Origin of the sequence: Enterobacter cloacae complex sp. P2B (genome assembly GCF_014895985.1) — a bacterium.
GTDB lineage: Bacteria > Pseudomonadota > Gammaproteobacteria > Enterobacterales > Enterobacteriaceae > Enterobacter > Enterobacter bugandensis.
The window spans coordinates 124,202-149,895 of sequence record NZ_JADBQQ010000006.1; the positions used below are offsets into that span (position 1 = coordinate 124,202).

Here is a 25,694-nt window from a genome sequence, read left to right on the forward strand (position 1 = left end):
AACTATCCAACCGAGAGTGTATATCACTAACGGTGGGCCAGTTTAGCACAAAGAGCGCAAATCCCCAAATTCCAGCCAATTCTTAGTCAGCTTGCTTACGCAGGAACGCCGGGATGTCCAGATAATCTGGCTCTTTTGCCGTTTGCGGCGTTGGGTCGTTCACCACTTTCGCGGCTGGTTTTTGCTCCTGAGTCAGAGGAGACATACCGTGCTGCTGGTAACGATCCATTACCGGTTGCTGAGTCTGCTTGTTGGTCACGAGGGTGATCTCAGGACGCTTGTCCATACCGATACCGGTCGCAACAACGGTAACACGCAGCTCGTCGTTCATTTCCGGGTCAAGGGAAGTACCGATTACCACGGTCGCGTTGTCAGAGGCGAACGCGCGGATGGTATTACCCACGGTTTCGAACTCATCCAGACGCAGGTCAAAGCCAGCGGTAATGTTGACCAGCACGCCGCGCGCACCGGACAGATCGATATCTTCCAGCAGTGGAGAAGAGATAGCCATTTCAGCCGCTTCTTCCGCACGGTCTTCACCGCTCGCCACGCCAGAGCCCATCATCGCGTAGCCCATTTCGGACATCACGGTGCGAACGTCTGCAAAGTCAACGTTCATCAGGCCAGGACGGGTAATCAGTTCTGCGATACCCTGGACCGCGCCTTTCAGCACGTCGTTTGCTGCGCCGAAGGCGTCCAGAAGGGAAATACCGCGACCCAGAACTTTCAGCAGCTTGTCGTTCGGGATGGTGATCAGCGAGTCAACATGCTTGGACAGCTCGGTGATACCCTGCTCCGCGAAAGCCATACGCTTCTTGCCTTCAAAATTGAAAGGCTTGGTCACGACAGCAACGGTCAGGATACCTAAATCTTTAGCGACTTCAGCGACGACAGGTGCTGCACCGGTACCGGTACCGCCGCCCATGCCTGCTGCGATGAAGACCATGTCCGCACCTTCCAGTGCAGCACGCAGGGCTTCACGATCTTCTTCAGCCGCGTTGCGACCGACTTCCGGGTTAGCCCCAGCGCCAAGCCCTTTGGTGATGCCACCGCCGATCTGGATAGTCTGGCCAACTGCCGTTTTACGCAGTGCCTGCGCATCGGTGTTAACTGCGAAGAATTCAACACCTTCAATGCGTTCACGCACCATATGCTCTACGGCGTTACCGCCGCCGCCACCGACGCCGATGACTTTAATCACCGCGTCGTTGGTCAGTTCCATAGGTTCAAACATAATTTCTCTCTCCGTTGTGCCTGTCGCCCGAGACCGCTAATTCTCTCCGGTCTCTTTAAAAAATTAAAACTCTTTTCGCAGCCAGTTGTTCAGTCGTTTGACCCACGACCCCACTGAGACGCGTTTTTCCACTTCTGCTTCACCACTGAGATGAGATTCCTTCCCGTAGTGAAGCAGGCCCACAGCCGTTGAATAGTACGGCTCCTGAGCATAATCCGTTAAACCGGTAATATTCAGCGGCGCACCAATACGCACCTGCGTATGGAACACGCGCTGAGCGCAGGCCGCAAGACCTTCAATTTGCGCTGCACCGCCGGTTAATACAATCCCCGCCGCAAGATGATGCTTAACGCCCTGCTGACGAAGCTGTTCCTGAAGCTGTAAAATCTCTTCGTTGACCAGGTTGAGCAGCTCGGTATAGCGCGGCTCAATTACCTCTGCCAACGTCTGGCGCTGCAGGCTACGCGTCGGACGGCCGCCCACGCTCGGCACCTCAACGCTCTCATCTTTACCAACGATAGACCCCAGCGCACAGCCGTGGCGCACTTTAATCGCTTCTGCATCGCTCGGTGGCGTACCAAAAGCGTAAGCAATATCGCTGGTCACGACATTCCCTGCGTAAGGGATCACTTTGGTGTGGCGCAGCGCACCGCCGGTATACACGGCCATGTCCATTGTACCACCACCGATATCCACCACACAGACACCCAGTTCACGTTCGTCTTCGGTCAGCACGGAATAACTTGCCGCCAGACCGGCGAAAATAAGTTGGTCAACTTTCAGGCCACAACGTTCAACGGCTTTTACGATGTTCTTCGCCATATCGTTGTGACATGTGATCAGGTGCACTTTTGCCTGCATACGCACGCCAGATAGACCAACCGGGTTCTTGATCCCTTCCTGGTAGTCAATCGCATATTCCTGCGGGATCACGTGCAGCACGCGATGCTCATCGCGAACGCGCACGGACTTCGCCGTATGCACAACGTTTTCAACGTCTTCCTGCGTCACTTCTTCTTCAGAAATCGGCACCATACCGATTTCGTTCTGGCAGCTAATGTGCTTGCCAGAAAGGGCCAGATAGACAGAAGAAATCTGGCAATCTGCCATTAATTCAGCCTGGTCGATGGCGCGCTGTACGCATTTCACCACCGACTCAAGGTCGTTTACCCCACCTTTATCCATACCACGGGACGGGCAACTGCCCACGCCAATGATATTGACCATACCGTCGGGCAGAACTTCCCCTACTAAAGCGGCAACCTTCGCGGTGCCAATCTCCAGTCCAACTACCAGTTTTCTGTCCGTCGCCTTGATCATTGTTGTTCTGCCTGTACCTGTGCCTGATTCTGTTGCTGATTAGGTTCCTCGACCGGAGCCGGCTCCCAACCGACTGCTGCGCCTGAGTCATAGCGCAAATCAACGTAGCTTATCCGTTTGCCGTCCGCCTGCGCCTGCTGTTGTAAAACCGGGTAAAGTTCTACAAAACGCGCAAGACGTTTCATTGTGTCGCCGCGTCCCAGGTTGAGCTTAATGCCGTTCGTCAACGTCAGCTGCCAGGAGCGGCGCGCCGTCATCGCAGCATCTTTTAACGTAAACCTGTCCTTCGCCAGCACCTGCCCCATTTCACGAAAACCCTGCAATACTTCGTTTTCGCTGCCTTCAGGGCCATACAACATCGGTAAATTTTGCTTGTTGACACGATCGCTCGGGACGCTGAAGGAATTTCCATCTACGTCAACCATGTGCTGATCATTCCAACGCGCAATGGGCACATATTCAACCAGATGAATCTTCAATTCATCAGGCCATTGTTTTCTGACACTCGCCTGTTTTATCCATGGCAGACGTTCAATCTGGCTCTGGATAATATTGACGTCCTGCGTCATAAAGGTGCCGGGCGATCCCAGCGCCAGAATAGACTGGCGAATATCATCGTTACGCGTGTAGTGACGCTCGCCGGTCACCACCAGCTTTGACAGCGGCAACCGCTGTGCGTCTTCCATCCAGCCCAGCACCATCCAGCCGCTGATAAACACGGTGCACAGCACCCCGAGCAGGAAAATTATCCCTGCAAGACGCGTTCCATTACTCCGGCGTGAAGAAGTGTATTCTTCTTCGTCATCGCGGTTGCGCGTGTTCAATGCAGCCTGAGACATATCAGCCCGCCTGGTCCAGAATACGTACGACTAACTGCGAGAAGCTCATTCCCGCCTGACGCGCCGCCATCGGCACAAGGCTGTGGCTGGTCATTCCCGGAGAGGTATTGGCTTCCAGCAGATAAAACTGCCCGTCATTGTCCTGCATCACATCAATGCGTCCCCAGCCGCTGCAGCCCAAAACATTCCAGGCTTTAAGCACCAGGGACTGTAATTCGGCTTCGCGCTCTGCTTCAAGACCACAAGGGCAGAAATATTGCGTCTCATCAGAGAGATACTTCGCCTCATAATCATAGAAGACTCCGGCGGGTTGGATGCGAATTGACGGTAAAATTTCTTCGCCAAGCATCGCGACGGTAAATTCCGGCCCGCTGAGCCATTTTTCAATCAGAACTTCTTCATCGTGTTGAAATGCCAGCGCTAAAGCAGATGTTAAATCTTCAGCTTTATCGACCTTTGACATCCCGACGCTCGACCCTTCCCTGCTCGGCTTTACAATAACCGGTAAGCCCAGTGCCGCAATGCGTGTATTAACGTTGTCCGACAGGCCCAATTCAAATTCGCCGCGCGTCAGCGCCACCCACGGCGCAACGGGTAAACCCGCTCCCTGCCAGAGTAACTTACTGCGCAGTTTATCCATAGAGATGGCGGATGCCATCACGCCGCTGCCGGTGTAAGGCAGGCCGATCAGCTCCAGAAGCCCTTGCAGGGTTCCGTCTTCACCGCCACGACCATGTAACGCGATAAAGACCTTATCGAAGCCCATCGCTTTTAATTGCGTCACGTCGACCTCTTTTGGATCGACAATATGTGCGTTTACGCCGCCTTCACGCAGACCCGCCAGCACGGCAGCGCCGGAATTCAGAGAAACCTCGCGCTCGGCGGAGTTGCCGCCAGAGAGGACTGCAATCTTATCAGCCATGATGCTCATCCTCCTGGGTTTGCGGCTTCAGTTTGATTTCAGCTAAGGTACGGGCGATCTTGCCGATATTTCCCGCACCCTGAATCAGGATGAGATCGTTTCCGGTCAGGACCGGTGCCAGAATTTCCGCCACCTGTGCCGGGTCAGAAACCAGAATAGGGTCAACTTTACCGCGCCCGCGGATGGTACGACACAGGGAACGGCTGTCTGCGCCTGGAATTGGCGTTTCGCCAGCGGCGTAAACATCCAGCATCAGCAGGGTATCCACCTGTGACAGCACGCTGGCGAAATCGTCATACAGATCGCGGGTACGCGTGAAGCGGTGCGGCTGGAAGATCATCACCAGATTCTTCTCCGGCCAGCCCGCGCGTGCGGCTTTGATGGTCGCGTCCACTTCCGTCGGATGGTGACCGTAGTCGTCCACCAGCATCGCGGTACCTGGCTTACCATTCACCGCATCCAGCGGGAACTCGCCGAGGAAGTCGAAGCGACGCCCCGTCCCCTGGAAGCTTTCCAGCGCACGCAGGATCGCCTCATCATCAATGCCTTCTTCCGTCGCAACAGCCACGGCCGCTGCGGCGTTAAGTGCGTTATGGCGCCCTGGCGCATTCAGCGTGACGTGCAGCAGCTCTTTGTCCTGACGCGCCAGAGTGAAATGCCCCTGCGCACCAATCTGTTTGTACTCTTCCACGCGGACGTCAGCGTCTTCGCTGAAGCCGTAGGTGGTGATTTGACGACCGACGCGCGGCAGCAGCTCGCGGATCACCGGGTCGTCCACGCACATCACCGCGCGACCATAAAACGGCAGGTTGTGCAGGAAGTTGATGAAGGTCTGCTTTAAGTTTTCGAAGTCGCCCTGGTAGGTATCCATATGGTCAGCTTCGATATTGGTGACAATCGCCACCATCGGCTGCAGGTGCAGGAACGACGCGTCGCTCTCATCCGCTTCCGCAATCAGATAACGGCTGTGGCCCAGACGCGCATGGACGCCTGCGGCTTTCACCAGACCGCCGTTGACAAACGTCGGATCGAGACCCGCTTCCGCATAAATGCTGGAAACCATCGCCGTGGTCGTGGTTTTACCGTGGGTACCGGCAATCGCAATGCCGTGACGGAACCGCATCAGTTCCGCCAGCATTTCTGCGCGGCGGATCACCGGAATGCGCGCTTCGTGCGCAGCAACGATTTCCGGATTGTCAGAGGAGATGGCGCTCGATACCACCACCACGCTTGCATCGCGCACGTTTTCCGGGCGATGGTTGAAATAGATAGTCGCCCCAAGCGACGCCAGCTGCTGCGTGACAGGGTTTGGCGCCAGGTCAGACCCGCTGATCTGATAACCTTCGTTAGCTAACACTTCGGCAATACCGCCCATGCCGGCACCACCGATGCCAACAAAGTGAATGTGCCGGACGCGACGCATCTCGGGCACGATTGAACGCAGTTTTGCCAGTTGTTGTGTATTCATTCTCTAAACGCCATCGACTACTTAAAATTCGTGCAGCGCAACACGCGCTGCGAGGGTTAAGCCTGGGCTGCCAGGCTCACTTCTTTTGCCACCCGTTCTGTCGCATCCGGGATAGCGGCAGCGCGCGCGCGCTGTGCCATCTCCAGCAGTGCGTCTCTGTTCCAGCCCGCCAGGGTGGTGGCGACCGCATCGGCGGTAAAGTGTGGCTGCTCAAAAATTTTCGCCGCGCCGGCTTTCTCAAGCGGCAGCGCGTTCCAGTACTGCTGTCGGTCTTTGTGCTGGAACGGCACGAACAGCGCTGGCAAGCCGGCGGCGGCGATTTCGCTCACCGTCAGCGCGCCAGAGCGGCAGACCACGACATCGGCCCAGGCATAGGCTGCGGCCATATCGTCAATAAATTCCGTCACTTTATGCTGCGGCTGGCCTTCATCAGCGTACGCCTGCTCAACGGTCTGCTGAGCGCCTTTACCGCTTTGGTGCCAGATAGTCACGGCATCACCCAGCTTTGCCGCCACCTGCGGCATTGTCTGATTCAGAATGCGCGCACCCTGAGAACCACCAACGACCAAAACACGAACCGGGCCTTCACGTCCCGCCAGGCGGGCATCCGGTAGAGGCAGCGCCAGCACGTCGACGCGCACCGGGTTACCCACCACGTCCGCTTTCGGAAACGCGCCGGGAAACGCCTGCATCACTTTGGTGGCGATTTTCGCCAGCCACTTGTTGGTCAGACCCGCAATACCGTTCTGCTCGTGCAGAACAACGGGAATGCCTAACGACCACGCGGCCAGCCCGCCGGGACCAGAAACATAGCCGCCCATACCCAGCACCACATCGGGCTTAAAGCGCTTCATGATGGTGCGCGCCTGACGCCAGGCATTAAAAATACGCACCGGCGCCAGCAGCATGGCCTTGAGGCCTTTGCCTCGCAGGCCGGAAATACGAATAAAGTCGATCTCAATACCATGCTTCGGTACCAGGTCGGCTTCCATGCGGTCTGCGGTTCCCAGCCAGCGTACCTGCCAGCCCTGCTCCATTAAATGGTGCGCAACCGCCAGCCCCGGGAACACGTGTCCACCGGTACCGCCTGCCATCACCATTAACCGCTTCGGTTGATTCATCGTGAACCTCGTGTAAACGCCTGGGCTTTCTCCAGACGCGTCTCATAATCTATGCGTAACAAAAACATAATGGCCGTCGACATGATCAACAGGCTCGAACCACCATAGCTGATCAGCGGCAACGTCAGACCTTTGGTCGGCAGCATACCCGCTGCGGCCCCGACGTTAACCAGCGCCTGGAAGCTAAACCAGATACCAATTGAGCAGGCTAAGAAGCCTGAGAAGCGGTGATCGATCTCCAGCGCTTTTCGGCCAATCGACATGGCGCGGAAAGCGACGAAGAATACCATTAAAAGCGCTAATACCACACCGATATAACCCAGTTCTTCCCCAATAATGGAGAAGATGAAGTCGGTGTGCGCCTCCGGTAAATACTCCAGTTTCTGCACCGAGTTGCCCAGGCCTTGTCCCCAGACTTCACCGCGGCCAAACGCCATCAGCGACTGCGTCAGCTGGTAACCGCTACCGAACGGATCTTCCCACGGGTTCCAGAACGAGGTCACGCGGCGGATACGGTAAGGCTCGGCGAGGATCAGCAGCACCACCGCTGAAATCCCCATCCCGATGATGGCGATGAACTGCCACAGCTTGGCCCCTGCCAGGAACAGCATCGCCAGCGTGGTGACAAACAGTACGACAACGGTCCCGAGGTCAGGCTGCGCCAGCAGCAGGATCGCCAGCACCAGAATGACGCCCATCGGCTTTAAGAAGCCGCGAAGGTTGTTACGCACCTCATCGACTTTTCGCACCAGGTAGTTTGCCAGGTAGCAGAATAACGAAAGCTTGGTGAACTCCGCAGGCTGAATACGCAGCGGTCCGAAGGCGATCCAGCGTGAAGCCCCGTTAACGGAGCTCCCGACAACCAGCACGATCAGCAGCATGATAATGGAGGCGATGAGCATCGCGGTACTGTGGCGCTGCCAGAACGCCATCGGCAGACGAAGCGTTACCAGCGCCAGGCAGAACGCCAGAATGATGTACAGCCCGTCACGCTTGGCGAACAGGAAGGGATCGTTCGCCAGACGCTGTCCAACGGGCATAGAGGCCGACGTCACCATGATAAAGCCGATCGCCGCCAGCCCCAGCGTCAGCCAGAACAGGGTGCGGTCGTACATAATCAGGCTATCGGAATCTTTATCCCGGGAAGCCATCACCCAGCCTTTCAGCGCCGCAAACAGCCACACCAGAATTCCAAATCCTGGCAGGCGCGGCATTTTCAGGCGAGGGAGAGATAAACGCATCAGCCTAACTCCTTCGCAAGGCGGGTAAAGACATCGCCACGCTGTTCGAAATTCTTAAACTGATCGAGGCTGGCGCACGCCGGGGAGAGCAGAACCATGTCGCCAGGCTGCACGCGCGGGGCAATCAGGCGCATCGCCTGTTCCATCGTTTCAGTTTGCTCAGCAACCTCCGGGCGTAGTTCAGCCAACTCGCTGCCGTCACGGCCAAAGCAGTACAGGCGGATGTTATCGCCGGTGAGGTACTGTTTCAGGGAGGAGAAATCAGCAGATTTGCCGTCGCCACCCAACAGAAGATGCAGGGTGCCGTCAACGTGCAGACCGTTCAGCGCGGCCTCCGTGCTTCCCACGTTGGTCGCTTTGGAGTCGTTAATCCAGCGCACGCCGTTATGCTCCAGCGCCAGCTGGAAACGGTGTGCCAGGCCGGAAAACGTGGTCAACGCTTTCAGGCTGGAAGAGCGCGGCAGCCCTACGGCATCTGCCAGCGCCAGCGCCGCCAGGGCATTGGTATAGTTGTGCTGGCCGGAAAGCTTCATCTCCTTCACGTTCAGCACTTTTTCACCTTTCACGCGCAGCCAGGTTTCGCCCAGCTGGCGGTTCAGATGATAATCACCCATGGTGATACCAAAGCTGATGCAGCGCTCGTCCGCGCCGCGCACCGGCATGGTCAGAGCGTCGTCGGCGTTAACCACGCAAACTTTGGCATTTTCGTAAACACGCAGCTTGGCCGCGCGATACTGCTGCAGACCAAATGGGTACCGATCCATATGATCTTCCGTCACGTTGAGGATCGTTGCCGCCTCCGCATGCAGGCTGGAGGTGGTTTCAAGCTGGAAGCTGGAAAGTTCCAGAACGTACAGCTCGCAGCCTTTGTCCAGCAGCATCAGCGCGGGCAGACCGATATTGCCGCCTACTCCTACGTTCATGCCTGCGGCTTTCGCCATTTCACCCACCAGGGTAGTGACGGTGCTTTTGCCGTTAGAACCGGTGATCGCGATAACCGGCGCCTGCGCTTCGCGGCAGAACAGCTCGATATCGCCGACAATCTCAACGCCCGCATCCGCAGCTGCGCTCAGTGAAGGGTGCGCCAGCGCCATACCCGGGCTGGCGACAATCAGATCGGCTGCCAGCAGCCAGTCATCATTCAGACCACCAAGGTGACGTTCAACCTGTTCCGGCAGTTTGTCCAGACCCGGCGGAGAGACACGCGTATCCATCACACGCGGCGTCACGCCGCGCGCAAGGAAAAAGTCCACGCAGGAGAGGCCAGTGAGGCCTAACCCGATGATAACGACTTTTTTACCCTGGTAATCTGCCATGATTAACGTACCTTCAGCGTTGCCAGGCCAATCAGCACCAGCATCAGCGAAATAATCCAGAAGCGCACAATCACGCGCGGCTCCGGCCAGCCTTTCAGTTCATAGTGGTGGTGGATCGGCGCCATACGGAAGATGCGCTGACCGCGCAGCTTGAAGGAGCCGACCTGCAAAATCACCGACAGGGTTTCAACCACAAACACGCCGCCCATGATCACCAGCAGGAACTCCTGACGCAGCAGCACGGCGATAATGCCGAGCGCGCCGCCCAGCGCCAGAGAACCGACGTCACCCATAAAGACCTGCGCCGGATAGGTGTTGAACCAGAGGAAGCCCAGCCCCGCGCCGACTATCGCCGTACAGACGATCACCAGCTCACCCGCGTGACGCAGATAAGGAATGTGCAGGTAGTTAGCAAAGTTCATGTTACCGGTCGCCCACGCCACCAGCGCAAAACCAGCCGCCACGAAGACGGTTGGCATAATCGCCAGACCATCCAGGCCATCGGTCAGGTTAACGGCGTTACCGGTACCAACAATTACAAAGTAGGCCAGCAGGATGTAGAACAGCCCCAGCTGCGGCATCACGTCTTTAAAGAACGGCACCACCAGTTCGGTGGCGGGCGTATCTTTTCCTGCCAGATACAGCGCGAAGGCGACGCCCAGCGCAATCACTGACATCCAGAAATACTTCCAGCGGGCAATCAGGCCCTTCGTGTCTTTGCGGACGACTTTACGGTAATCATCCACAAACCCGATAATGCCGTAGCCCACCAGTACGGTCAGCACGCACCAGACGTACGGGTTAGACGGATAGGCCCACAGCAGTACGGAAACGACGATCGCGGTCAGGATCATGATCCCGCCCATCGTCGGCGTACCGCGCTTGCTGAAGTGCGACTCCGGACCGTCGTTACGTACGACCTGGCCGAAAGAGAGTTTTTGCAGACGGGCAATCATGCGCGGGCCCATCCACAACGAGATGAACAGCGCAGTCAGCAGGCTGACGATGGCGCGAAACGTCAGATACGAAAAGACGTTAAAGCCTGAATAATATTTGACCAAATGTTCGGCCAGCCAAACTAACATGTCCCGTTCTCCTGTAATGCGTGCACAACCTCTTCCATGGCGGCACTACGTGAACCTTTCACTAACACTGTCACAATTTGTTTTTCTGTAATTAATGCCTTAAGGCGCTCAATCAACGCGGCTTTGTCGGCAAAATGTTCGCCAACGCCGCTGGCATGGCTAATCGCCTGGCTCAGTTTTCCTGCGCTCAGCACGCAGTCCAGCCCCGCCGCTTTCGCCGCTTCACCCACCTGGGTATGACAGGCTTCGCTTTCATCGCCCAGCTCCGCCATGTCGCCAACCACCATGACGCGGTAGCCCGGCATTTCAGATAGCACCTGCACCGCCGCCGTCATTGAGCCGACGTTCGCGTTGTAGGAGTCATCCAGCAGTAATTTGTTTTCTGCAAGCGGGATCGGGTACAGGCGTCCCGGCACGGCTTTCAAATTCGCCAGCCCGGTTTTAATCGCCTCGTGTGACGCTCCCACCGCCGTCGACAAGGCCGCTGCCGCCAGCGCGTTGGCGATGTTATGGCGTCCCGGCAGCGGTAACAGCACGTCTACGTCACCCGTTGGGGTAGCAAGCGTGAATTCCGTACCGTGCGACGTCACATGGATATTGGTCGCGGTAAAGTCACTGTTGGCCGCGTTCGGCGAGAAGCGCCAGGTTTTACGCGAGCCAATGATGCTCTGCCAGTTCAGCCAGTCGTTGTTGTCGGCATTGAGAATGGCAATGCCGTCAGCAGGCAGACCGGTATAGATTTCGCCTTTCGCTTTTGCCACGCCTTCCAGCGAGCCAAAGCCTTCCAGATGTGCTGCCGCAAGGTTATTCACCAGCGCCGCTTCCGGGCGAGTCAGGCTCACGGTCCAGGCGATTTCGCCCTGGTGGTTTGCCCCTAACTCGATCACCGCAAATTCATGCTCTTTGGTCAGGCGAAGTAATGTCATCGGCACGCCGATGTCATTATTGAGGTTGCCTGCGGTATAAAGCGTATTACCGCACTGGCTGAGGATGGCCGCCGTCATCTCTTTCACTGACGTTTTGCCCGATGACCCGGTCAGCGCGACAACGCGAGCAGGCACCTGCTGACGAACCCAGGCGGCCAGTTCACCGAACGCGAGACGCGTATCGTTCACCACAATCTGCGGCAAATCGATATCCAGCCTGCGGCTGACCAGCAGCGCGCCAGCGCCGTTTTCTTTGGCCTGTCCGGCAAAATCATGCGCGTCAAAACGTTCGCCTTTCAGCGCCACAAACAGACAGCCCGCGGTCACTTTGCGGGTGTCGGTGGTGACCGCGTCAATGGTCAGATCCTGGCCCAGCAGCTCTCCGTGCAGTACCGCAGCGGCCTGGCTTAAGGTGATGCTAATCATGCGACGACTCCCAGCAGACCCGCTGCCGTTACGCGGTCGGAGTAGTCCAGACGACGATTGCCAACAATCTGATAGTCTTCATGACCTTTACCGGCCAGCAGAACGACATCATTTTCTTTTGCCTGCATGATGGTGTTTGTCACGGCTTCCGCGCGGCCTTCCACCACACGGGCGCGACCGGCGTCCAGCATACCCGCCAGAATGTCGTTGATGATGGCGCGCGGCTCTTCGGTACGCGGATTGTCATCGGTGACCACAGGAATGTCCGCGAACTGCTCCGCAATGGCGCCCATCAGGGGGCGTTTACCTTTGTCGCGATCGCCACCGCAGCCGAAGACGCACCAGAGTTTACCGGTGCAGTGCAGGCGTGCCGCTTCCAGCGCTTTTTCCAGCGCATCCGGCGTGTGGGCATAATCGACAACCACGGTCGGTTTGCCCGGCGCGCTAAACACTTCCATACGGCCACAAACCGGCTGGAGACGCGCTGACGTTTTCAGCAGTTCCGCCATCGGATAACCCAGCGCCAGCAGCGTTGCCAGCGCCAGCAGCAGGTTGCTGACGTTGAACGCCCCCATCAGGCGGCTTTCGATTTCACCGTCACCCCAGGAAGAGGCAAAGCGGATCGTCGCGCCACTGTCGTGATAGTTAACGTCTACGGCCTTCAGCCAGCGGCCGTGGCAGTTCGTATTGATATGGTCTTCCATCGACACCGCTACCGCGTCTGGCAGCTTCGCAAGCCAGCGGCGGCCCACTTCGTCGTCGGCATTGATAATGGCCTGGCCGTAATGGTGAGTAGAGAACAGCAGCCATTTGGCGGCTTCGTAGTGTTCCATATCACCATGATAATCAAGGTGATCGCGGCTCAGGTTGGTGAACACTGAAGCAGCAAACTTCAGTGCCGCGACGCGGTGCTGTACCAGGCCGTGCGAAGAAACTTCCATTGCGGCAAAGGTTGCCCCTTGCCCTGCCAGACCGGCAAGCACGTGCTGTACGTCAACCGCCGAACCGGTGGTGTTTTCCGTCGGGCTCACTTTGCCCAGCAGGCCGTTACCCACGGTACCCATCACCGCGCCGGTTTCACCCAGCAGCTGAGCCCACTGCGCCATCAGCTGCGTGGTGGTGGTTTTTCCGTTCGTGCCCGTCACGCCAACCAGACGCAGTTGGTCGGAAGGTTCGTGATAAAAACGTCCCGCCAGTGCAGAGAGACGCTCATTCAACTGGCTGAGATAGATAACCGGCACCCCGTGCATTTCACGGATCTCACCGTCGGTTGCCTCGTCTTTAGCCTCAGCAATAATGGCAGCCACACCTTGCGCAATCGCCTGCGGGATATAACGACGCCCGTCCGCCTGATGACCAACCACCGCCACAAAAAGATCGCCAGAAGCAGCCACGCGGCTGTCCAGTACCATCTCTCGCAGTGCTCGCTCCGGTGCATTTGGCACCCACGGAGCAAGAAGGTCGCGCAAATTACGATCTGCCACCTGTACCCTCGCCTTGATTAATTACAAATTCACTTTTTTCGCCCGTCGCCAGCGCATCTGGTTCAACGTTCATGGTGCGTAACACGCCGCCCATGATGGCGCCAAACACAGGCGCGGAAACGGCGCCGCCGTAGTATTTACCCGCCTGTGGATCGTTAATCACGACCACCAGCGCAAAACGCGGATTGCTAGCAGGCGCAACGCCTGCGGTATAGGCAATGTATTTGTTGATGTAGCGGCCGTCTGGCCCCACCTTTTTCGCCGTACCGGTTTTAATGGCGATGCGATAGCCTTTGATGGCCGCCTTCACGCCGCCGCCGCCCGGCAGCGCCACGCTTTCCATCATGTGCACAACGGTACGAACGATGGATTCCGGGAAGATACGCTCGCCCGGAACCGGTGGATCAACTTTGGTGATGGAGAGCGGGCGATAGACGCCGTAGCTGCCAATCGTTGCGTAGACTCGCGCTAACTGTAACGGGGTTACCATTAGCCCGTAGCCGAAAGAGAAGGTGGCCCTCTCTATGTCAGACCACCGTTGTTTTTGAGGATATAAGCCACTGCGTTCTCCGACCAACCCCAAATTGGTCGCCTTTCCAAGTCCAAAACGTGAGTAAGTCTCTACTAACGCTGAGGACGGCATCGCTAACGCCAGCTTTGAAACACCGACGTTACTCGACTTCTGTAACACCCCGGTCAGGGTCAATTCGCTGTAGCGCGCCACGTCTTTAATCTCGTGGCCGTTAATACGGTAAGGGATCGTGTTCAGGACCGTGTTTTCATTGACGATACCGCGCTGAAGCGCCGTCATCACCACCATCGGCTTCACCGTGGAGCCAGGTTCGAACACGTCGGTAATCGCCCGGTTACGCATCGCATCTTTTGCGGTGCCGGTAAAGTTGTTCGGGTTGTAGGAAGGACTGTTGGCCATAGCCAGCACTTCTCCGGTGCTGACATCCACCAGCACGGCGCTGCCGGATTCTGCCTTGTTAAACGCCACGGCGTTGTTCAGCTCGCGGTAGACCAGCGCCTGCAGGCGCTCGTCGATACTCAGAGCCAGGTTGTGCGCCGCCTGGCTGTCCGTAGAGGAGATATCTTCAATGACGCGCCCGTAGCGGTCCTTACGCACAATTCGCTCGCCAGGCTGGCCGGTGAGCCACTTATCGAAGCTTTTTTCAACGCCTTCAATCCCCTGGCTGTCGACGTTGGTGAAGCCGATGAGGTGAGCGGTTACTTCGCCGGACGGATAGTAACGACGGGATTCTTCGCGCAGATGAATGCCCGGCAGCTTCAGTTTTCGAATGTAGTCCGCCATGTCGGGGTTAACCTGGCGCGCCAGATAGATAAAACGCCCTTTCGGGTTCGCGTTGACGCGGGAGGCTAGCTGATCCAGCGGCATTTTGAGCGCATCTGAAAGCGCTTTCCAGCGGTTATCAAGCGTGATGCCACCGGCGTCGTGCAGCTCTTTCGGGTCGGCCCAAATCGCTTTCACCGGCACGCTCACCGCCAGCGGGCGACCTGAACGGTCAGTGATCATTCCGCGAGAAGTCGACACTTCCTGAACGCGAAGGGAGCGCATATCTCCCTGGCGTACCAGCATGTCAGGGGCGATGATTTGCAACCACGCCACGCGTCCCAGCAGGAAACCCAGCGCCAGTAAAATGCAGCCGCAAAGCAACGCAAAACGCCAACTGATGAAGTTGGCCTGTTCTTCCTGACGTTTTGGTTTAAGCGTTTTTGCCGCTGCTTTCATGCGTCGCGTGTTCCCTTATTTTTGTACTACGATATTTTCCTGGGAAGGATCAACATGCTGCAGTTGCAGCTTTTCCGTTGCGATCCGTTCAACCCGGCTGTGATCGCCGAGTGCGTTTTCTTCAAGGATCAGATTTCGCCATTCAATATCCAGCGCATCGCGTTCCAGCACCAGCTGCTCGCGTTGCGCAGTCAATAAACGTGTATGGTGAGCTGTGGTCACCACCGTAACTGCCGTAACAATGATGCAAATGAACAGGCAGAGTGGCAGTTTCCCGAATCGCAAAAGATCGTCGCCGATCACGCCAGGCAAGGCATGGCGCTCGTTGCTTCCTAACGATCCCTTAACTTTGCTTAGGGTTTCTGTCACTCTGCCGATCATGCGTTCGTCCTCTCTGCAACTCGCAGCACTGAACTACGGGCACGTGGATTCTCTGCCACCTCTTCTTCGCCCGGCATCAACTTGCCTAATGCTCGCAACTGACGGCCCCCCAGCTTCCTGAGTTGTTCTTCCGTCATCGGCAGCCCCGCTGGAACCTGAGGACCGCGGCTCTGTTCACGCATGAAGCGTTTTACTATGCGGTCTTCCAGCGAATGGAAGCTGATGATGGATAACCGCCCACCCGGGGCCAGCACGTCGAGCGAGCTTTTTAGCGCCAGCTCTATTTCCTCCAGTTCACTGTTTACCCAGATGCGAACCGCCTGGAAGGTACGGGTCGCGGGATGTTTGTGCTTATCCTTTACCGGCGTCGCCGCCGCAATCACTTCGGCCAGCTCTTTGGTGCGGGTCATTGGCTCAACGCGGTTGCGCTCAACGATGGCGCGCGCAATGCGCTTGCCAAAACGTTCTTCGCCGAAGGTTTTGATCACCCAGGCAATATCTGCTTCGTCAGCGGTCTGCAGCCATTCGGCGGCAGACTGGCCGCGCGTCGGGTCCATACGCATGTCCAGCGGACCGTCGCGCATAAAGGAGAAGCCGCGTTCTGCATCATCAAGCTGGGGTGAAGATACGCCAAGATCGAGAAGAATCCCGTCGATCTTGCCCGTGAGATCGCGCTCGGCCACGTAATCCGCGAGCGCAGAAAAAGGTCCATGCACGATGGAAAAGCGTGGGTCATTGATGGTCTGTGCCACGGCAATCGCCTGCGGATCGCGATCGATTGCCAGCAGTCGCCCTTCCTCTCCAAGCTGGGAGAGGATCAAACGCGAGTGACCACCGCGACCAAACGTGCCATCAATGTAGATGCCATCCGGACGAATATTCAGGCCGTTCACGGCCTCGTCCAGTAACACCGTTTTATGTTTATAATTTTCCATCATATTTATAGAGACAAGTCCTGCAGCCGTTCCGATAAAGTTGCGGAATCAGACTGCTCAGCGTCGATATCTTCCTTGACCTGTTGATACCAGGTCGTTTCGTCCCACAGTTCAAACTTGTTGAACTGCCCGACCAGCATCACTTCTTTGGTCAGACCGGCATGTTGCCGCAGCACGGGCGCAATCAGTAATCGCCCGGCGTTATCCATCTGACATTCACTGGCATGTCCCAATAACAGCCGCTGCACGCGGCGCTCTTGCGGGTTCATGCTCGACAGTCGCGACAGCTTTTGCTCAATGATTTCCCATTCAGGTAAGGGGTAAAGCAGCAGGCAGGGGGAGTTGATGTCAATGGTGCAAACCATTTGACCCGAAGCATTCTCAATCAGCTGGTCGCGGTATCGGGTTGGTACCGATAAACGCCCCTTGCTGTCGAGATTGACTAACGTTGCTCCACGGAACATGCCAGTCTCACCCCTCCTCACCACTTTAACCCACAAATTCCCACCTGAAGGAGTTTACGGAGCGAGGGAAAAGCTTGTCAAGCCAGGACTCTCCCTATACGAGGCTGTACGCCCACTATTTACAGAGATAAACAGTCCCGGTTAATAACTGCACAACTGGCGAGGCAAAATTAACGTTATGAATATTTGTAAGAAAAAAACCGAATATGCACACTAGCGTTAAGGCTCACTCAATATCATCGCAGATAAATATAAAGTGTCAGTTTGCGACGCGGGCAGCATTTTATGACAGATTGTCAGGGGATGACAGCGCCAGATTCGCTCAATCGGTCGGTAGAAGCGGCGGTTGCGTTGCTGGCCGGTCGGGGGGAAGAAAAAACGTCTGAATATTCATCGACCGAAGAGGGTTTGTAACAAAGTAATACAAAGAGAGGCGTCTAAAAATCGCTTCATGATTCTTTAAGGGCCATTTAAAACGGCAAAATGAATTAAGAAAAATAGTAGATTAGGATCTCTCAAGAATTATCCTAATTTCTCTGCGGGAATTAACTCGACGAATAATTCCAGTAAAAAGGGCGGTTTTTCGCCGCCCCGTCATTTCATTTATGGCGGCTCAAAATTCCGCGATGATAGAGATTACGTTTGATACGCGTCAGACCCGGCTTCGGTTTGCGCGGCTCATCCAGGCTCGCCAGAACAATCTCCAGGACGCGTTCAGCTACATCTCGGTGACGCTGGGCCACCGCCAGCACCGGGCACTGAAGGAAATCGAGAAGCTCGTTATCCCCAAACGTGGCGATCGCCAGGTCAGAGGGGAGCTTGCCTTCACGACGCAAGGTGACATCCATTACCCCCTGCAGAAGGGCAAATGACGTGGTGAACAGCGCCTGGGGCATCGGGTGCGTCTCCAGCCATTTTTCGAACAGCTGCGCAGCGGCTTCGCGTTCATAGCTGTTGGCATAGAGATAGTGGACTTCACGCGGATCGTCTTTCCAGGCGGTTCTGAACCCTTGCTCACGCAGGAAGCTTACGGAAAGCTCGGGCAGCGCGCCAAGATACAGCACCGTTTCAGCGGGGAAGGTTCTCAGCTCAGCGGCCAGCATTTCCGCGTCATCCTGATCGGCACCCACTACGCTTGTGAAATGCTCACGATCGAGCGCGCGGTCCAGCGCCACGATGGGGAACGGATCGTTCGCCCAGCGCTGGTAAAACGGATGCTCCGGCGGTAAGGAGGTCGAGACGATGATGGCATCGACCTGACGCTGGAGCAGATGTTCAATGCAGCGCATCTCGTTATCAGGCTGGTCTTCAGAACAGGCTATCAGCAGCTGGTAACCGCGCTGGCGGGCCTGACGTTCAAGATAGTTGGCGATACGGGTATAGCTGGTGTTTTCCAGATCCGGGATCACCAGACCAATAGAGCGGGTGCGCCCGGCACGCAGGCCGGCAGCGACAGCATTCGGATGGTAGTTATGCTCACGAACCACCGCCATAACTTTTTCAACGGTCTTATCGCTGACGCGGTACTGCTTTGCTTTGCCGTTAATCACATAGCTGGCCGTTGTTCGTGACACGCCGGCTAGCCGGGCGATTTCATCCAGTTTCACAATTGCCCCTTAAAAAAAGAAAAGAGTCCATGGCCCTGTCAAGGTTATGGTTAAATCTTTTAACATCTAAACGCAGAAAAGCCTTCGCGGCAACCGCTTTTATCTGCGTTGTCGGCTGATTACGCAAAAAAAAGCCCGGCTTTGGTGACCGGGCTGAAAGAGGCGAACCTTTTTAACAACTACCGCATGATTTTCTCGCCGCGTGACAGACCAACGATCCCCGATCTCGCCACCTCAACAATTTTTGCTACATCCCGCACGGATGCCAGGAAAGCGTCCAGCTTGTCACTGGTTCCGACCAGTTGAACCGTATAAAGAGAAGGCGTGACGTCGATGATCTGCCCGCGGAAGATATCCGCATTGCGTTTGACCTCCTCGCGCCCGTAACCGCTAGCCTGTATTTTTACCAGCATGACCTCACGCTCAACGTAAGCGCCCTGCCCCAGCTCGCTTACGCGCAGCACATCGACCAGCTTATGCAGCTGTTTCTCGATCTGCTCAATTACCTTGGCATCGCCAACGGTCTGAATCGTCATACGCGACATCGTCGGATCGTCCGTTGGCGCCACGGTCAGGCTTTCAATGTTATAGCCACGCTGCGCAAAAAGCCCAATGACGCGCGACAGTGCGCCAGACTCGTTTTCCAGTAATACCGATAATATCCGGCGCATATCAGGTTCTCTCCGTTTTGCTTAACCACATCTCGTCCATACCGCCGCCGCGAATATGCATCGGATAAACGTGCTCGGTTCCATCAACGATGACATCCATAAAGACGAGGCGATTGTTTTTAACGTGCTCAAGCGCTTCGGCGAGCTTCGTTTCCAGTTCAGCCGGATCGGTCACCCGCATCCCTATATGACCGTAAGCTTCAGCAAGACGAACAAAATCCGGCAGCGATTTCATATATGACTGAGAGTGGCGGCCCGAGTAGATCATATCCTGCCACTGCTTCACCATACCGAGATAGCCGTTATTAAGGTTGAGCACCAGTACCGGCAGCTCATATTGCAGCGCGGTGGAAAGTTCCTGAATGTTCATCTGAATACTGCCGTCTCCGGTCACGCAGACGACGGTTTCATTTGGCAGCGCCAGCTTCACGCCCAGCGCGGCAGGCAGGCCAAAGCCCATCGTGCCTAAACCTCCCGAGTTGATCCAGTGGCGCGGTTTATCAAACGGATAATAGAGGGCGGCAAACATTTGATGCTGGCCCACGTCAGAGGTCACATACGCGTCGCCTTTCGTCAGTCGCCATACCGTTTCGATGACCGCCTGCGGCTTAATATGCTCGCTTTGGGTGTCATATTTCAGACATTGCCGCGCGCGCCATTGCTCAATTTGCTGCCACCAGTCACGGATTTCATCCAGCGGTTGCGCTGTGTTTTCCAGCGCCAGCAGATCCAGCATTTGTTCAAGGACCTGTCGCGCGTCGCCGACGATAGGTACATCAGCAGACACCGTTTTTGAAATTGACGTCGGATCGATATCAATGTGCAGCACGGTGGCGTTCGGGCAATACTTCACCAGGTTGTTGGTCGTACGATCGTCAAAACGCACGCCGACGGCAAAGATGACGTCAGAATGATGCATCGTCATGTTGGCTTCATAGGTACCGTGCATACCCAACATGCCGAGCGCCTGACGGTGGGTGGCGGGAAACGCTCCGAGTCCCATCAGCGATGACGCAACAGGAAGATTGAGCTTTTCAACCAGTTCACGAAGCTGTGCCTCACACGCTGAATTGACGGCCCCGCCACCGACATAGACCACCGGTTTTTTAGCGGCCAGCAGCGTTTGCAGCGCGCGTTTGATCTGACCTTTGTGACCCTGCGTTGTTGGGTTGTAAGAGCGCATGCTCACCGATTCCGGCCAGACATAAGGCAGCTTGTTGGCCGGGTTCAGGATATCTTTAGGGAGATCGACCACCACCGGCCCCGGGCGCCCGCTTGCCGCCAGCCAGAACGCCTTCTTCAGAATGCCAGGAATGTCTTCGGTTTGCTTGACCAGGAAGCTGTGCTTCACGACGGGACGCGAAATCCCGACCATGTCGCACTCCTGAAACGCATCATAGCCAATCAGTGATGTCGCGACCTGTCCGGAAAGGATCACCAGCGGAATAGAGTCCATGTACGCGGTCGCAATGCCGGTAATGGCGTTTGTCGCACCGGGCCCCGACGTGACCAGGACCACGCCCACTTCACCCGTCGCACGCGCCAGGCCATCGGCCATATGTACCGCCGCCTGCTCATGGCGTACCAGCACATGGTCAATACCCCCTACCGTATGCAGTGCGTCATAAATATCGAGGACCGCGCCGCCAGGATAGCCGAACACTTGCTTTACGCCCTGATCGATCAGCGACCGGACGACCATTTCCGCGCCAGACAACATCTCCATGCTTTGCCTCCAGGCATTTTGTTATAGACGGACCGCCGAATTCATTTCCGCACCGTCTTGCGATCGGGATGAACCCGTCTTCTATTTTGCAGAGTGATACTTACCTTAACCGCTCGTTATGAGGCAGGCAATTCGCAAACCAGGAGAGAGAAGAGGCCGTGAAAGCAGAAAAAACAGACATTGTCAGAGGATATGGTTAATTCATCTGAAATTAGGGGACGAGATGATAAATCATCACTGAAAAGCGCGGCGATGTAGAAAATCATCTATTTTTACGGGCCTGGCAGGCGCCAGATAAAATACGTAACAGAACAAAATATTAATAAAAGAAACAAAACCAGGATAAATCACATGCAAAGATGCAATTTATCCTGACTCGATTACCGACGGCAGATGCTAATAAGTAGCTCTTCCATCCACTGATGTCCTTTATCCCGTCCAGCAGCTTCATGCCAGGAGAGATAGCAGGTGCGGCTATTTAGCTTGAGCGGCAGAGGCAAAATTTGCAGATTTAACGCGCCAGAGAACTCTTCTGCCAGCCAGCGTGGGGCAATTGCCACCAGCTGCGTCTGGGAAACGACGTTTAATACGCTGACCATGGCCATCCCCTGATAAGCCACGCTCGCCTGTTTCTCCGCAGTGTCGTACCAGGGCAGGCTGAAGGAGGCATATCTGTCGAGCGCAACAACGGCATGCTGTTCGCTATAAACGTCACTTTCACGTAACGGCGCATTCAGTCGTGGATGTTTTTTGCTGGCAACCAGCACCATTTCATCTTTAAACAGCGGTACACAGGAAAATTCAGGACGGCGGAATTCTTCATAACCCAGGACGAATTCGATTTCCTGGTAACGTAACTGGTGTTCGGTGTTTTGATTTAAGGACGATTTAAAGACGAGATTAATATTAGGTGCGATCTCTTCAACTTTATTATAAATAATTGACGTCAGATAATTATCTAATGGACTGCAGACGCAGAGATGGAATACTCGCTCACTGCTTAAGGGTTCAAAGCCAGAGCCCGGCAGCTCATTTTGCACCAGCTGCAGCGCCTGGCGGATGGAGCCGAAAAGCTGGAAAGCCCGCGCTGTAGGCTGGATGCCTCTTCCATAACGAACAAACAATTCGTCGTTGAACATAACCTTAAGCCTGGCAACGGCATTACTTACGGCAGGCTGTGACATCCCCAGGGCTTGTGCCGCACGCGTGATATTCTGCTCCTGCATGACAGCATCAAACACCGTCAGTAGATTAAGATCCACCGTGCGTAACTGTGGTTTAATTCCATCAGTAATCTGTGGTTGTTTAATATTATTTTCTGGCACTTCTGACTCCACTGTCACGCTACACTCCCTTCGCCAACGCACTGTAATAATTTCGAAAAATATGATTTACCATGCAGATACGACCAGCGAAAGAAAATTGTTTAAAAATCGGAATATATAAAGATTATCTAATAATGCTATAATACAAAACGGCACAAAGGATATGCTTAACTTTAGTGTTTGAATGAAACCATAAACCAAATCAATATACAATAACCATCCAGTTAAGGATGACTTAAGTATAATTAAACTGTTATCGACATTGAGCAGAATTAAGTTAACAATCTGTTATCAATGATTCTTTTTGAAGGGAGAAAAAGTTCTCTCAAAAAAGATAACTCGATGATAGTAAAACGGTTTAAAGAGAAAGCATTTGTGAGGACTGCGTCACCTGAAAAATACCCGTTATGTTTATTCGTTTCTGCAAATGTTTTTTAAGTCCAAAAATAGACAATTAGTTAAGTTAAAAATCGAAAACCCAGCACAATAAGCTAAACAACACACCCTCTCTGTTTAGCCTTCTGGGGCCGTTTTTACCATCAGGGGTTGACATGCCCAGCTGTATCCAGTACCACTAAAAGCATATTGAATTTAACGGAGCACGATTCATGACACGCACCATTCGTTTCATCGGTCTACTACTACTAAACGCATCCACTGTGCGCGGTAGACTGGCGGGCGAAATTCAGCGTTGAATCGTCACCAGTAAGACTAAAAACCCGCGCCACTGCGCGGGTTTTTTTATGCTCGTAGCAAGGCGCCCTAAGACTGACAAGGACCTAACCCATGAGCCAGCAAGTCATTATTTTCGATACTACTTTACGTGACGGTGAACAGGCATTACAGGCAAGCCTGAGTGTAAAAGAAAAACTGCAGATTGCGCTGGCTCTCGAGCGTATGGGCGTCGACGTGATGGAGGTCGGTTTCCCCGTCTCCTCTCCGGGTGATTTTGAATCCGTACAGACTATCGCCCGCACCATTAAAAACAGCCGCGTGTGCGGTCTGGCGCGCTGCGTAGAGAAAGACATCGACGTTGCGGCTGAGTCGCTGAAGGTGGCCGAAGCCTTCCGTATTCATACCTTTATTGCAACCTCACCAATGCACATCGCAACCAAGTTGCGCAGCACGCTGGATGAGGTCATTGAACGCGCGGTATACATGGTTAAGCGCGCACGCAACTACACCGATGACGTTGAATTCTCCTGTGAAGATGCGGGCCGTACGCCGATTGAAGACCTGGCGCGCGTAGTCGAAGCCGCCATCAACGCGGGCGCTAAAACCATCAACATCCCGGACACCGTCGGCTATACCATGCCGTTTGAGTTCTCCAACATCATTACCGGCCTGTATGAGCGCGTACCTAACATTGATAAAGCAATCATCTCAGTACATACCCATGATGATTTGGGCCTGGCCGTAGGCAATGCCATCGCTGCGGTGCACGCCGGTGCACGTCAGGTAGAAGGTGCAATGAACGGTATCGGTGAACGCGCGGGCAACTGTTCACTGGAAGAAGTGATCATGGCCATCAAGGTGCGCAAAGACATCATGAACGTGCACACCCGCATCAATCACAATGAAATCTGGCGCACCAGCCAGACCGTCAGCCAGATTTGCAACATGCCGATCCCGGCTAACAAGGCGATTGTTGGAACCGGCGCGTTCGCCCACTCCTCCGGTATTCACCAGGACGGCGTGCTGAAAAACCGTGAAAACTACGAAATCATGACTCCGGAATCCATCGGCCTGAACCAGGTTCAGCTGAACCTGACCTCCCGTTCCGGTCGTGCGGCAGTGAAACACCGGATGGAAGAGATGGGCTATCAGGACAGCGATTACAACATGGATCAGCTGTACGACGCGTTCCTGAAGCTGGCCGACAAGAAAGGCCAGGTATTCGATTACGACCTGGAAGCGCTGGCCTTCATCAACAAGCAGCAGGAAGAGCCAGAGCACTTCCGTCTGGACTACTTCAACGTGCAGTCCGGCTCCAGCGACATCGCTACCGCCTCGGTCAAGCTGGCCTGCGGTGATGAAATCAAAGCGGAAGCCGCCAACGGTAACGGCCCTGTGGATGCCATCTATCAGGCAATCAACCGCGTTACCGAGTACGACGTAGAGCTGGTGAAATACGACCTGACGGCGAAAGGGCACGGTAAAGACGCGCTGGGTCAGGTGGATATCGTCGTCAACTATAATGGCCGCCGTTTCCACGGTGTGGGCCTGGCGACGGATATTGTCGAATCCTCCGCGAAAGCGATGGTGCACGTCCTGAACAACATCTGGCGCGCCGCTGAAGTCGAAAAAGAGTTGCAACGCAAAGCTCAGAATAAAGAGAACAACAAGGAAACCGTGTAATGTCGAAGAACTACCATATTGCTGTGTTGCCGGGTGACGGTATTGGTCCGGAAGTGATGGCACAGGCGCTGAAAGTACTGGAAGCCGTTCGCTCGCGTTTTGCGATGAAAATTACCACCAGCCACTACGACGTGGGCGGTATTGCGATTGATAACCACGGAACGCCATTGCCGAAAGCCACCGTTGAAGGCTGCGAGAATGCCGATGCCGTGCTGTTTGGCTCCGTCGGTGGCCCAAAATGGGAACACCTGCCGCCAGCAGAGCAGCCAGAGCGCGGCGCGCTCCTGCCGCTGCGTAAACATTTTAAACTGTTCAGTAACCTGCGTCCGGCTAAGCTGTATCAAGGGCTGGAAGAGTTTTGCCCGCTGCGCGCGGATATCGCGGCCAACGGTTTCGACATCCTGTGCGTGCGTGAGCTGACGGGCGGGATCTACTTCGGTCAGCCAAAAGGTCGCGAAGGCAGCGGTCAGCACGAGAAAGCGTTTGATACCGAGGTGTACCACCGTTTCGAAATTGAACGTATCGCCCATATCGCCTTTGAATCTGCACGCAAGCGCCGCCATAAGGTGACCTCCATTGATAAGGCGAACGTGCTGCAGTCGTCCATTTTGTGGCGCGAGATCGTCAGTGAAGTCGCTAAGCAGTACCCGGACGTTGAGCTGTCGCATATGTACATCGACAACGCGACCATGCAGCTGATTAAGGATCCGTCCCAGTTTGACGTGCTGCTCTGCTCCAACCTGTTCGGCGATATTTTGTCTGACGAGTGCGCGATGATCACCGGCTCTATGGGCATGCTGCCATCGGCCAGCCTGAATGAAGAAGGCTTTGGCCTGTACGAACCGGCGGGCGGTTCCGCGCCGGATATCGCAGGCAAGAACATTGCGAACCCGATTGCGCAGATCCTCTCCCTGGCCCTGCTGCTGCGCTACAGCCTCGATGCAGGCGACGCAGCAACCGCAATTGAAAACGCCATTAACCGGGCGTTAGAAGAAGGCGTCCGTACCGGTGACTTAGCGCGCGGCACGGCAGCAGTCAGTACTGATGAAATGGGCGACATCATTGCCCGCTATGTCGCTGAAGGGGTGTAAT

At 55.3% G+C, this 25,694-nt stretch carries 22 protein-coding genes; 3 read left to right on the forward strand and 19 right to left on the reverse strand.

Annotated features, from left to right (window positions below):
* Positions 1–82 precede the first annotated feature (82 nt).
* The 19 genes from ftsZ to leuO form a co-directional block, all read right to left on the reverse strand.
* Positions 83–1,234: a cell division protein FtsZ gene (gene ftsZ / locus IM313_RS05795; RefSeq protein WP_008501978.1), complete on the reverse strand. Its 1,152-nt coding sequence runs from the start codon at positions 1,232–1,234 to the stop codon at positions 83–85.
* 63 nt (positions 1,235–1,297) lie between these two features.
* The gene (gene ftsA / locus IM313_RS05800) at positions 1,298–2,554 is read right to left on the reverse strand and encodes a cell division protein FtsA (RefSeq protein ID WP_192971607.1); all 1,257 of its coding nucleotides are present in this window, start codon (positions 2,552–2,554) and stop codon (positions 1,298–1,300) included.
* A complete protein-coding gene (gene ftsQ / locus IM313_RS05805) occupies positions 2,551–3,393 on the reverse strand; it encodes a cell division protein FtsQ (RefSeq protein ID WP_045259458.1) in 843 nt (280 codons plus the stop codon). The genes ftsA and ftsQ overlap by 4 nt, the downstream gene beginning before the upstream one ends.
* A 1-nt stretch (position 3,394) precedes the next feature.
* Positions 3,395–4,315 (reverse strand): D-alanine--D-alanine ligase, encoded by a 921-nt coding sequence (locus tag IM313_RS05810; RefSeq protein ID WP_192971606.1) that lies wholly within the window; start codon positions 4,313–4,315, stop codon positions 3,395–3,397.
* Positions 4,308–5,783, reverse strand: coding sequence for a UDP-N-acetylmuramate--L-alanine ligase (murC, locus tag IM313_RS05815; protein WP_028015510.1), 1,476 nt, complete (start codon positions 5,781–5,783; stop codon positions 4,308–4,310). Before murC ends, IM313_RS05810 begins: the two co-directional genes overlap by 8 nt.
* 56 nt (positions 5,784–5,839) lie before the next feature.
* Positions 5,840–6,904, reverse strand: coding sequence for an undecaprenyldiphospho-muramoylpentapeptide beta-N-acetylglucosaminyltransferase (murG, locus tag IM313_RS05820; RefSeq protein WP_028015509.1), 1,065 nt, complete (start codon positions 6,902–6,904; stop codon positions 5,840–5,842).
* Positions 6,901–8,145 carry a cell division protein FtsW gene (gene ftsW / locus IM313_RS05825; protein WP_028015508.1) on the reverse strand — a complete coding sequence of 415 codons (1,245 nt, stop codon included), beginning with the start codon at positions 8,143–8,145 and terminating at the stop codon, positions 6,901–6,903. The genes murG and ftsW overlap by 4 nt, the downstream gene beginning before the upstream one ends.
* Positions 8,145–9,461, reverse strand: coding sequence for a UDP-N-acetylmuramoyl-L-alanine--D-glutamate ligase (gene murD, locus IM313_RS05830; RefSeq protein ID WP_049000501.1), 1,317 nt, complete (start codon positions 9,459–9,461; stop codon positions 8,145–8,147). Before murD ends, ftsW begins: the two co-directional genes overlap by 1 nt.
* 2 nt (positions 9,462–9,463) lie before the next feature.
* On the reverse strand, positions 9,464–10,546 hold the full coding sequence (mraY, locus tag IM313_RS05835; protein ID WP_008501985.1) for a phospho-N-acetylmuramoyl-pentapeptide-transferase: 1,083 nt from the start codon (positions 10,544–10,546) through the stop codon (positions 9,464–9,466).
* Positions 10,540–11,898: a UDP-N-acetylmuramoyl-tripeptide--D-alanyl-D-alanine ligase gene (gene murF, locus IM313_RS05840; RefSeq protein ID WP_028015506.1), complete on the reverse strand. Its 1,359-nt coding sequence runs from the start codon at positions 11,896–11,898 to the stop codon at positions 10,540–10,542. The genes mraY and murF overlap by 7 nt, the downstream gene beginning before the upstream one ends.
* Positions 11,895–13,382, reverse strand: a complete 1,488-nt coding sequence (gene murE, locus IM313_RS05845) for a UDP-N-acetylmuramoyl-L-alanyl-D-glutamate--2,6-diaminopimelate ligase (protein WP_192971605.1) — start codon at positions 13,380–13,382, stop codon at positions 11,895–11,897. Before murE ends, murF begins: the two co-directional genes overlap by 4 nt.
* Complete coding sequence (locus IM313_RS05850; protein ID WP_028015504.1) at positions 13,369–15,135, reverse strand: peptidoglycan glycosyltransferase FtsI; 1,767 nt, start codon at positions 15,133–15,135, stop codon at positions 13,369–13,371. Before IM313_RS05850 ends, murE begins: the two co-directional genes overlap by 14 nt.
* 15 nt (positions 15,136–15,150) lie before the next feature.
* Entirely contained in the window at positions 15,151–15,516 is a 366-nt protein-coding gene (gene ftsL / locus IM313_RS05855) for a cell division protein FtsL (protein WP_006173860.1), read from the reverse strand.
* Positions 15,513–16,454: a 16S rRNA (cytosine(1402)-N(4))-methyltransferase RsmH gene (gene rsmH / locus IM313_RS05860; RefSeq protein ID WP_028015503.1), complete on the reverse strand. Its 942-nt coding sequence runs from the start codon at positions 16,452–16,454 to the stop codon at positions 15,513–15,515. Before rsmH ends, ftsL begins: the two co-directional genes overlap by 4 nt.
* Positions 16,455–16,456: 2 nt before the next feature.
* Positions 16,457–16,915: a division/cell wall cluster transcriptional repressor MraZ gene (gene mraZ, locus IM313_RS05865; RefSeq protein WP_010426995.1), complete on the reverse strand. Its 459-nt coding sequence runs from the start codon at positions 16,913–16,915 to the stop codon at positions 16,457–16,459.
* A gap of 599 nt (positions 16,916–17,514) precedes the next feature.
* Positions 17,515–18,522 carry a catabolite repressor/activator gene (gene cra / locus IM313_RS05870; protein ID WP_014168621.1) on the reverse strand — a complete coding sequence of 336 codons (1,008 nt, stop codon included), beginning with the start codon at positions 18,520–18,522 and terminating at the stop codon, positions 17,515–17,517.
* Positions 18,523–18,701: 179 nt separating this feature from the next.
* Positions 18,702–19,193 (reverse strand): acetolactate synthase small subunit, encoded by a 492-nt coding sequence (ilvN, locus tag IM313_RS05875; RefSeq protein ID WP_049000496.1) that lies wholly within the window; start codon positions 19,191–19,193, stop codon positions 18,702–18,704.
* A gap of 1 nt (position 19,194) precedes the next feature.
* Positions 19,195–20,919 carry an acetolactate synthase 3 large subunit gene (ilvI, locus tag IM313_RS05880; protein WP_192971604.1) on the reverse strand — a complete coding sequence of 575 codons (1,725 nt, stop codon included), beginning with the start codon at positions 20,917–20,919 and terminating at the stop codon, positions 19,195–19,197.
* 380 nt (positions 20,920–21,299) lie between these two features.
* Positions 21,300–22,244, reverse strand: a complete 945-nt coding sequence (gene leuO, locus IM313_RS05885) for a transcriptional regulator LeuO (RefSeq protein ID WP_041911249.1) — start codon at positions 22,242–22,244, stop codon at positions 21,300–21,302.
* 608 nt (positions 22,245–22,852) lie between these two features.
* Here leuO and leuL point away from each other — a divergent pair.
* The 3 genes from leuL to leuB all read left to right on the forward strand — a co-directional run bounded on the left by leuL (position 22,853) and on the right by leuB (position 25,693).
* Entirely contained in the window at positions 22,853–22,939 is an 87-nt protein-coding gene (gene leuL / locus IM313_RS22775) for a leu operon leader peptide (protein WP_071993742.1), read from the forward strand.
* 91 nt (positions 22,940–23,030) lie between these two features.
* The gene (leuA, locus tag IM313_RS05895; protein WP_028015499.1) at positions 23,031–24,602 is read left to right on the forward strand and encodes a 2-isopropylmalate synthase; all 1,572 of its coding nucleotides are present in this window, start codon (positions 23,031–23,033) and stop codon (positions 24,600–24,602) included.
* Positions 24,602–25,693 (forward strand): 3-isopropylmalate dehydrogenase, encoded by a 1,092-nt coding sequence (gene leuB / locus IM313_RS05900; RefSeq protein ID WP_014882533.1) that lies wholly within the window; start codon positions 24,602–24,604, stop codon positions 25,691–25,693. The genes leuA and leuB overlap by 1 nt, the downstream gene beginning before the upstream one ends.
* Position 25,694 lies beyond the last annotated feature (1 nt).

Bases quoted from the DNA above. Each gene is read 5' to 3' on its own strand.
- ftsZ (WP_008501978.1), bottom strand. From the start codon at position 1,234: ATGTTTGAACCTATGGAACTGACCAACGACGCGGTGATTAAAGTCATC.
- ftsA (WP_192971607.1), bottom strand. From the start codon at position 2,554: ATGATCAAGGCGACGGACAGAAAACTGGTAGTTGGACTGGAGATTGGC.
- ftsQ (WP_045259458.1), bottom strand. From the start codon at position 3,393: ATGTCTCAGGCTGCATTGAACACGCGCAACCGCGATGACGAAGAAGAA.
- IM313_RS05810 (WP_192971606.1), bottom strand. From the start codon at position 4,315: ATGGCTGATAAGATTGCAGTCCTCTCTGGCGGCAACTCCGCCGAGCGC.
- murC (WP_028015510.1), bottom strand. From the start codon at position 5,783: ATGAATACACAACAACTGGCAAAACTGCGTTCAATCGTGCCCGAGATG.
- murG (WP_028015509.1), bottom strand. From the start codon at position 6,904: ATGAATCAACCGAAGCGGTTAATGGTGATGGCAGGCGGTACCGGTGGA.
- ftsW (WP_028015508.1), bottom strand. From the start codon at position 8,145: ATGCGTTTATCTCTCCCTCGCCTGAAAATGCCGCGCCTGCCAGGATTT.
- murD (WP_049000501.1), bottom strand. From the start codon at position 9,461: ATGGCAGATTACCAGGGTAAAAAAGTCGTTATCATCGGGTTAGGCCTC.
- mraY (WP_008501985.1), bottom strand. From the start codon at position 10,546: ATGTTAGTTTGGCTGGCCGAACATTTGGTCAAATATTATTCAGGCTTT.
- murF (WP_028015506.1), bottom strand. From the start codon at position 11,898: ATGATTAGCATCACCTTAAGCCAGGCCGCTGCGGTACTGCACGGAGAG.
- IM313_RS05850 (WP_028015504.1), bottom strand. From the start codon at position 15,135: ATGAAAGCAGCGGCAAAAACGCTTAAACCAAAACGTCAGGAAGAACAG.
- ftsL (WP_006173860.1), bottom strand. From the start codon at position 15,516: ATGATCGGCAGAGTGACAGAAACCCTAAGCAAAGTTAAGGGATCGTTA.
- rsmH (WP_028015503.1), bottom strand. From the start codon at position 16,454: ATGATGGAAAATTATAAACATAAAACGGTGTTACTGGACGAGGCCGTG.
- mraZ (WP_010426995.1), bottom strand. From the start codon at position 16,915: ATGTTCCGTGGAGCAACGTTAGTCAATCTCGACAGCAAGGGGCGTTTA.
- ilvN (WP_049000496.1), bottom strand. From the start codon at position 19,193: ATGCGCCGGATATTATCGGTATTACTGGAAAACGAGTCTGGCGCACTG.
- ilvI (WP_192971604.1), bottom strand. From the start codon at position 20,919: ATGGAGATGTTGTCTGGCGCGGAAATGGTCGTCCGGTCGCTGATCGAT.
- leuL (WP_071993742.1), top strand. From the start codon at position 22,853: ATGACACGCACCATTCGTTTCATCGGTCTACTACTACTAAACGCATCC.
- leuA (WP_028015499.1), top strand. From the start codon at position 23,031: ATGAGCCAGCAAGTCATTATTTTCGATACTACTTTACGTGACGGTGAA.
- leuB (WP_014882533.1), top strand. From the start codon at position 24,602: ATGTCGAAGAACTACCATATTGCTGTGTTGCCGGGTGACGGTATTGGT.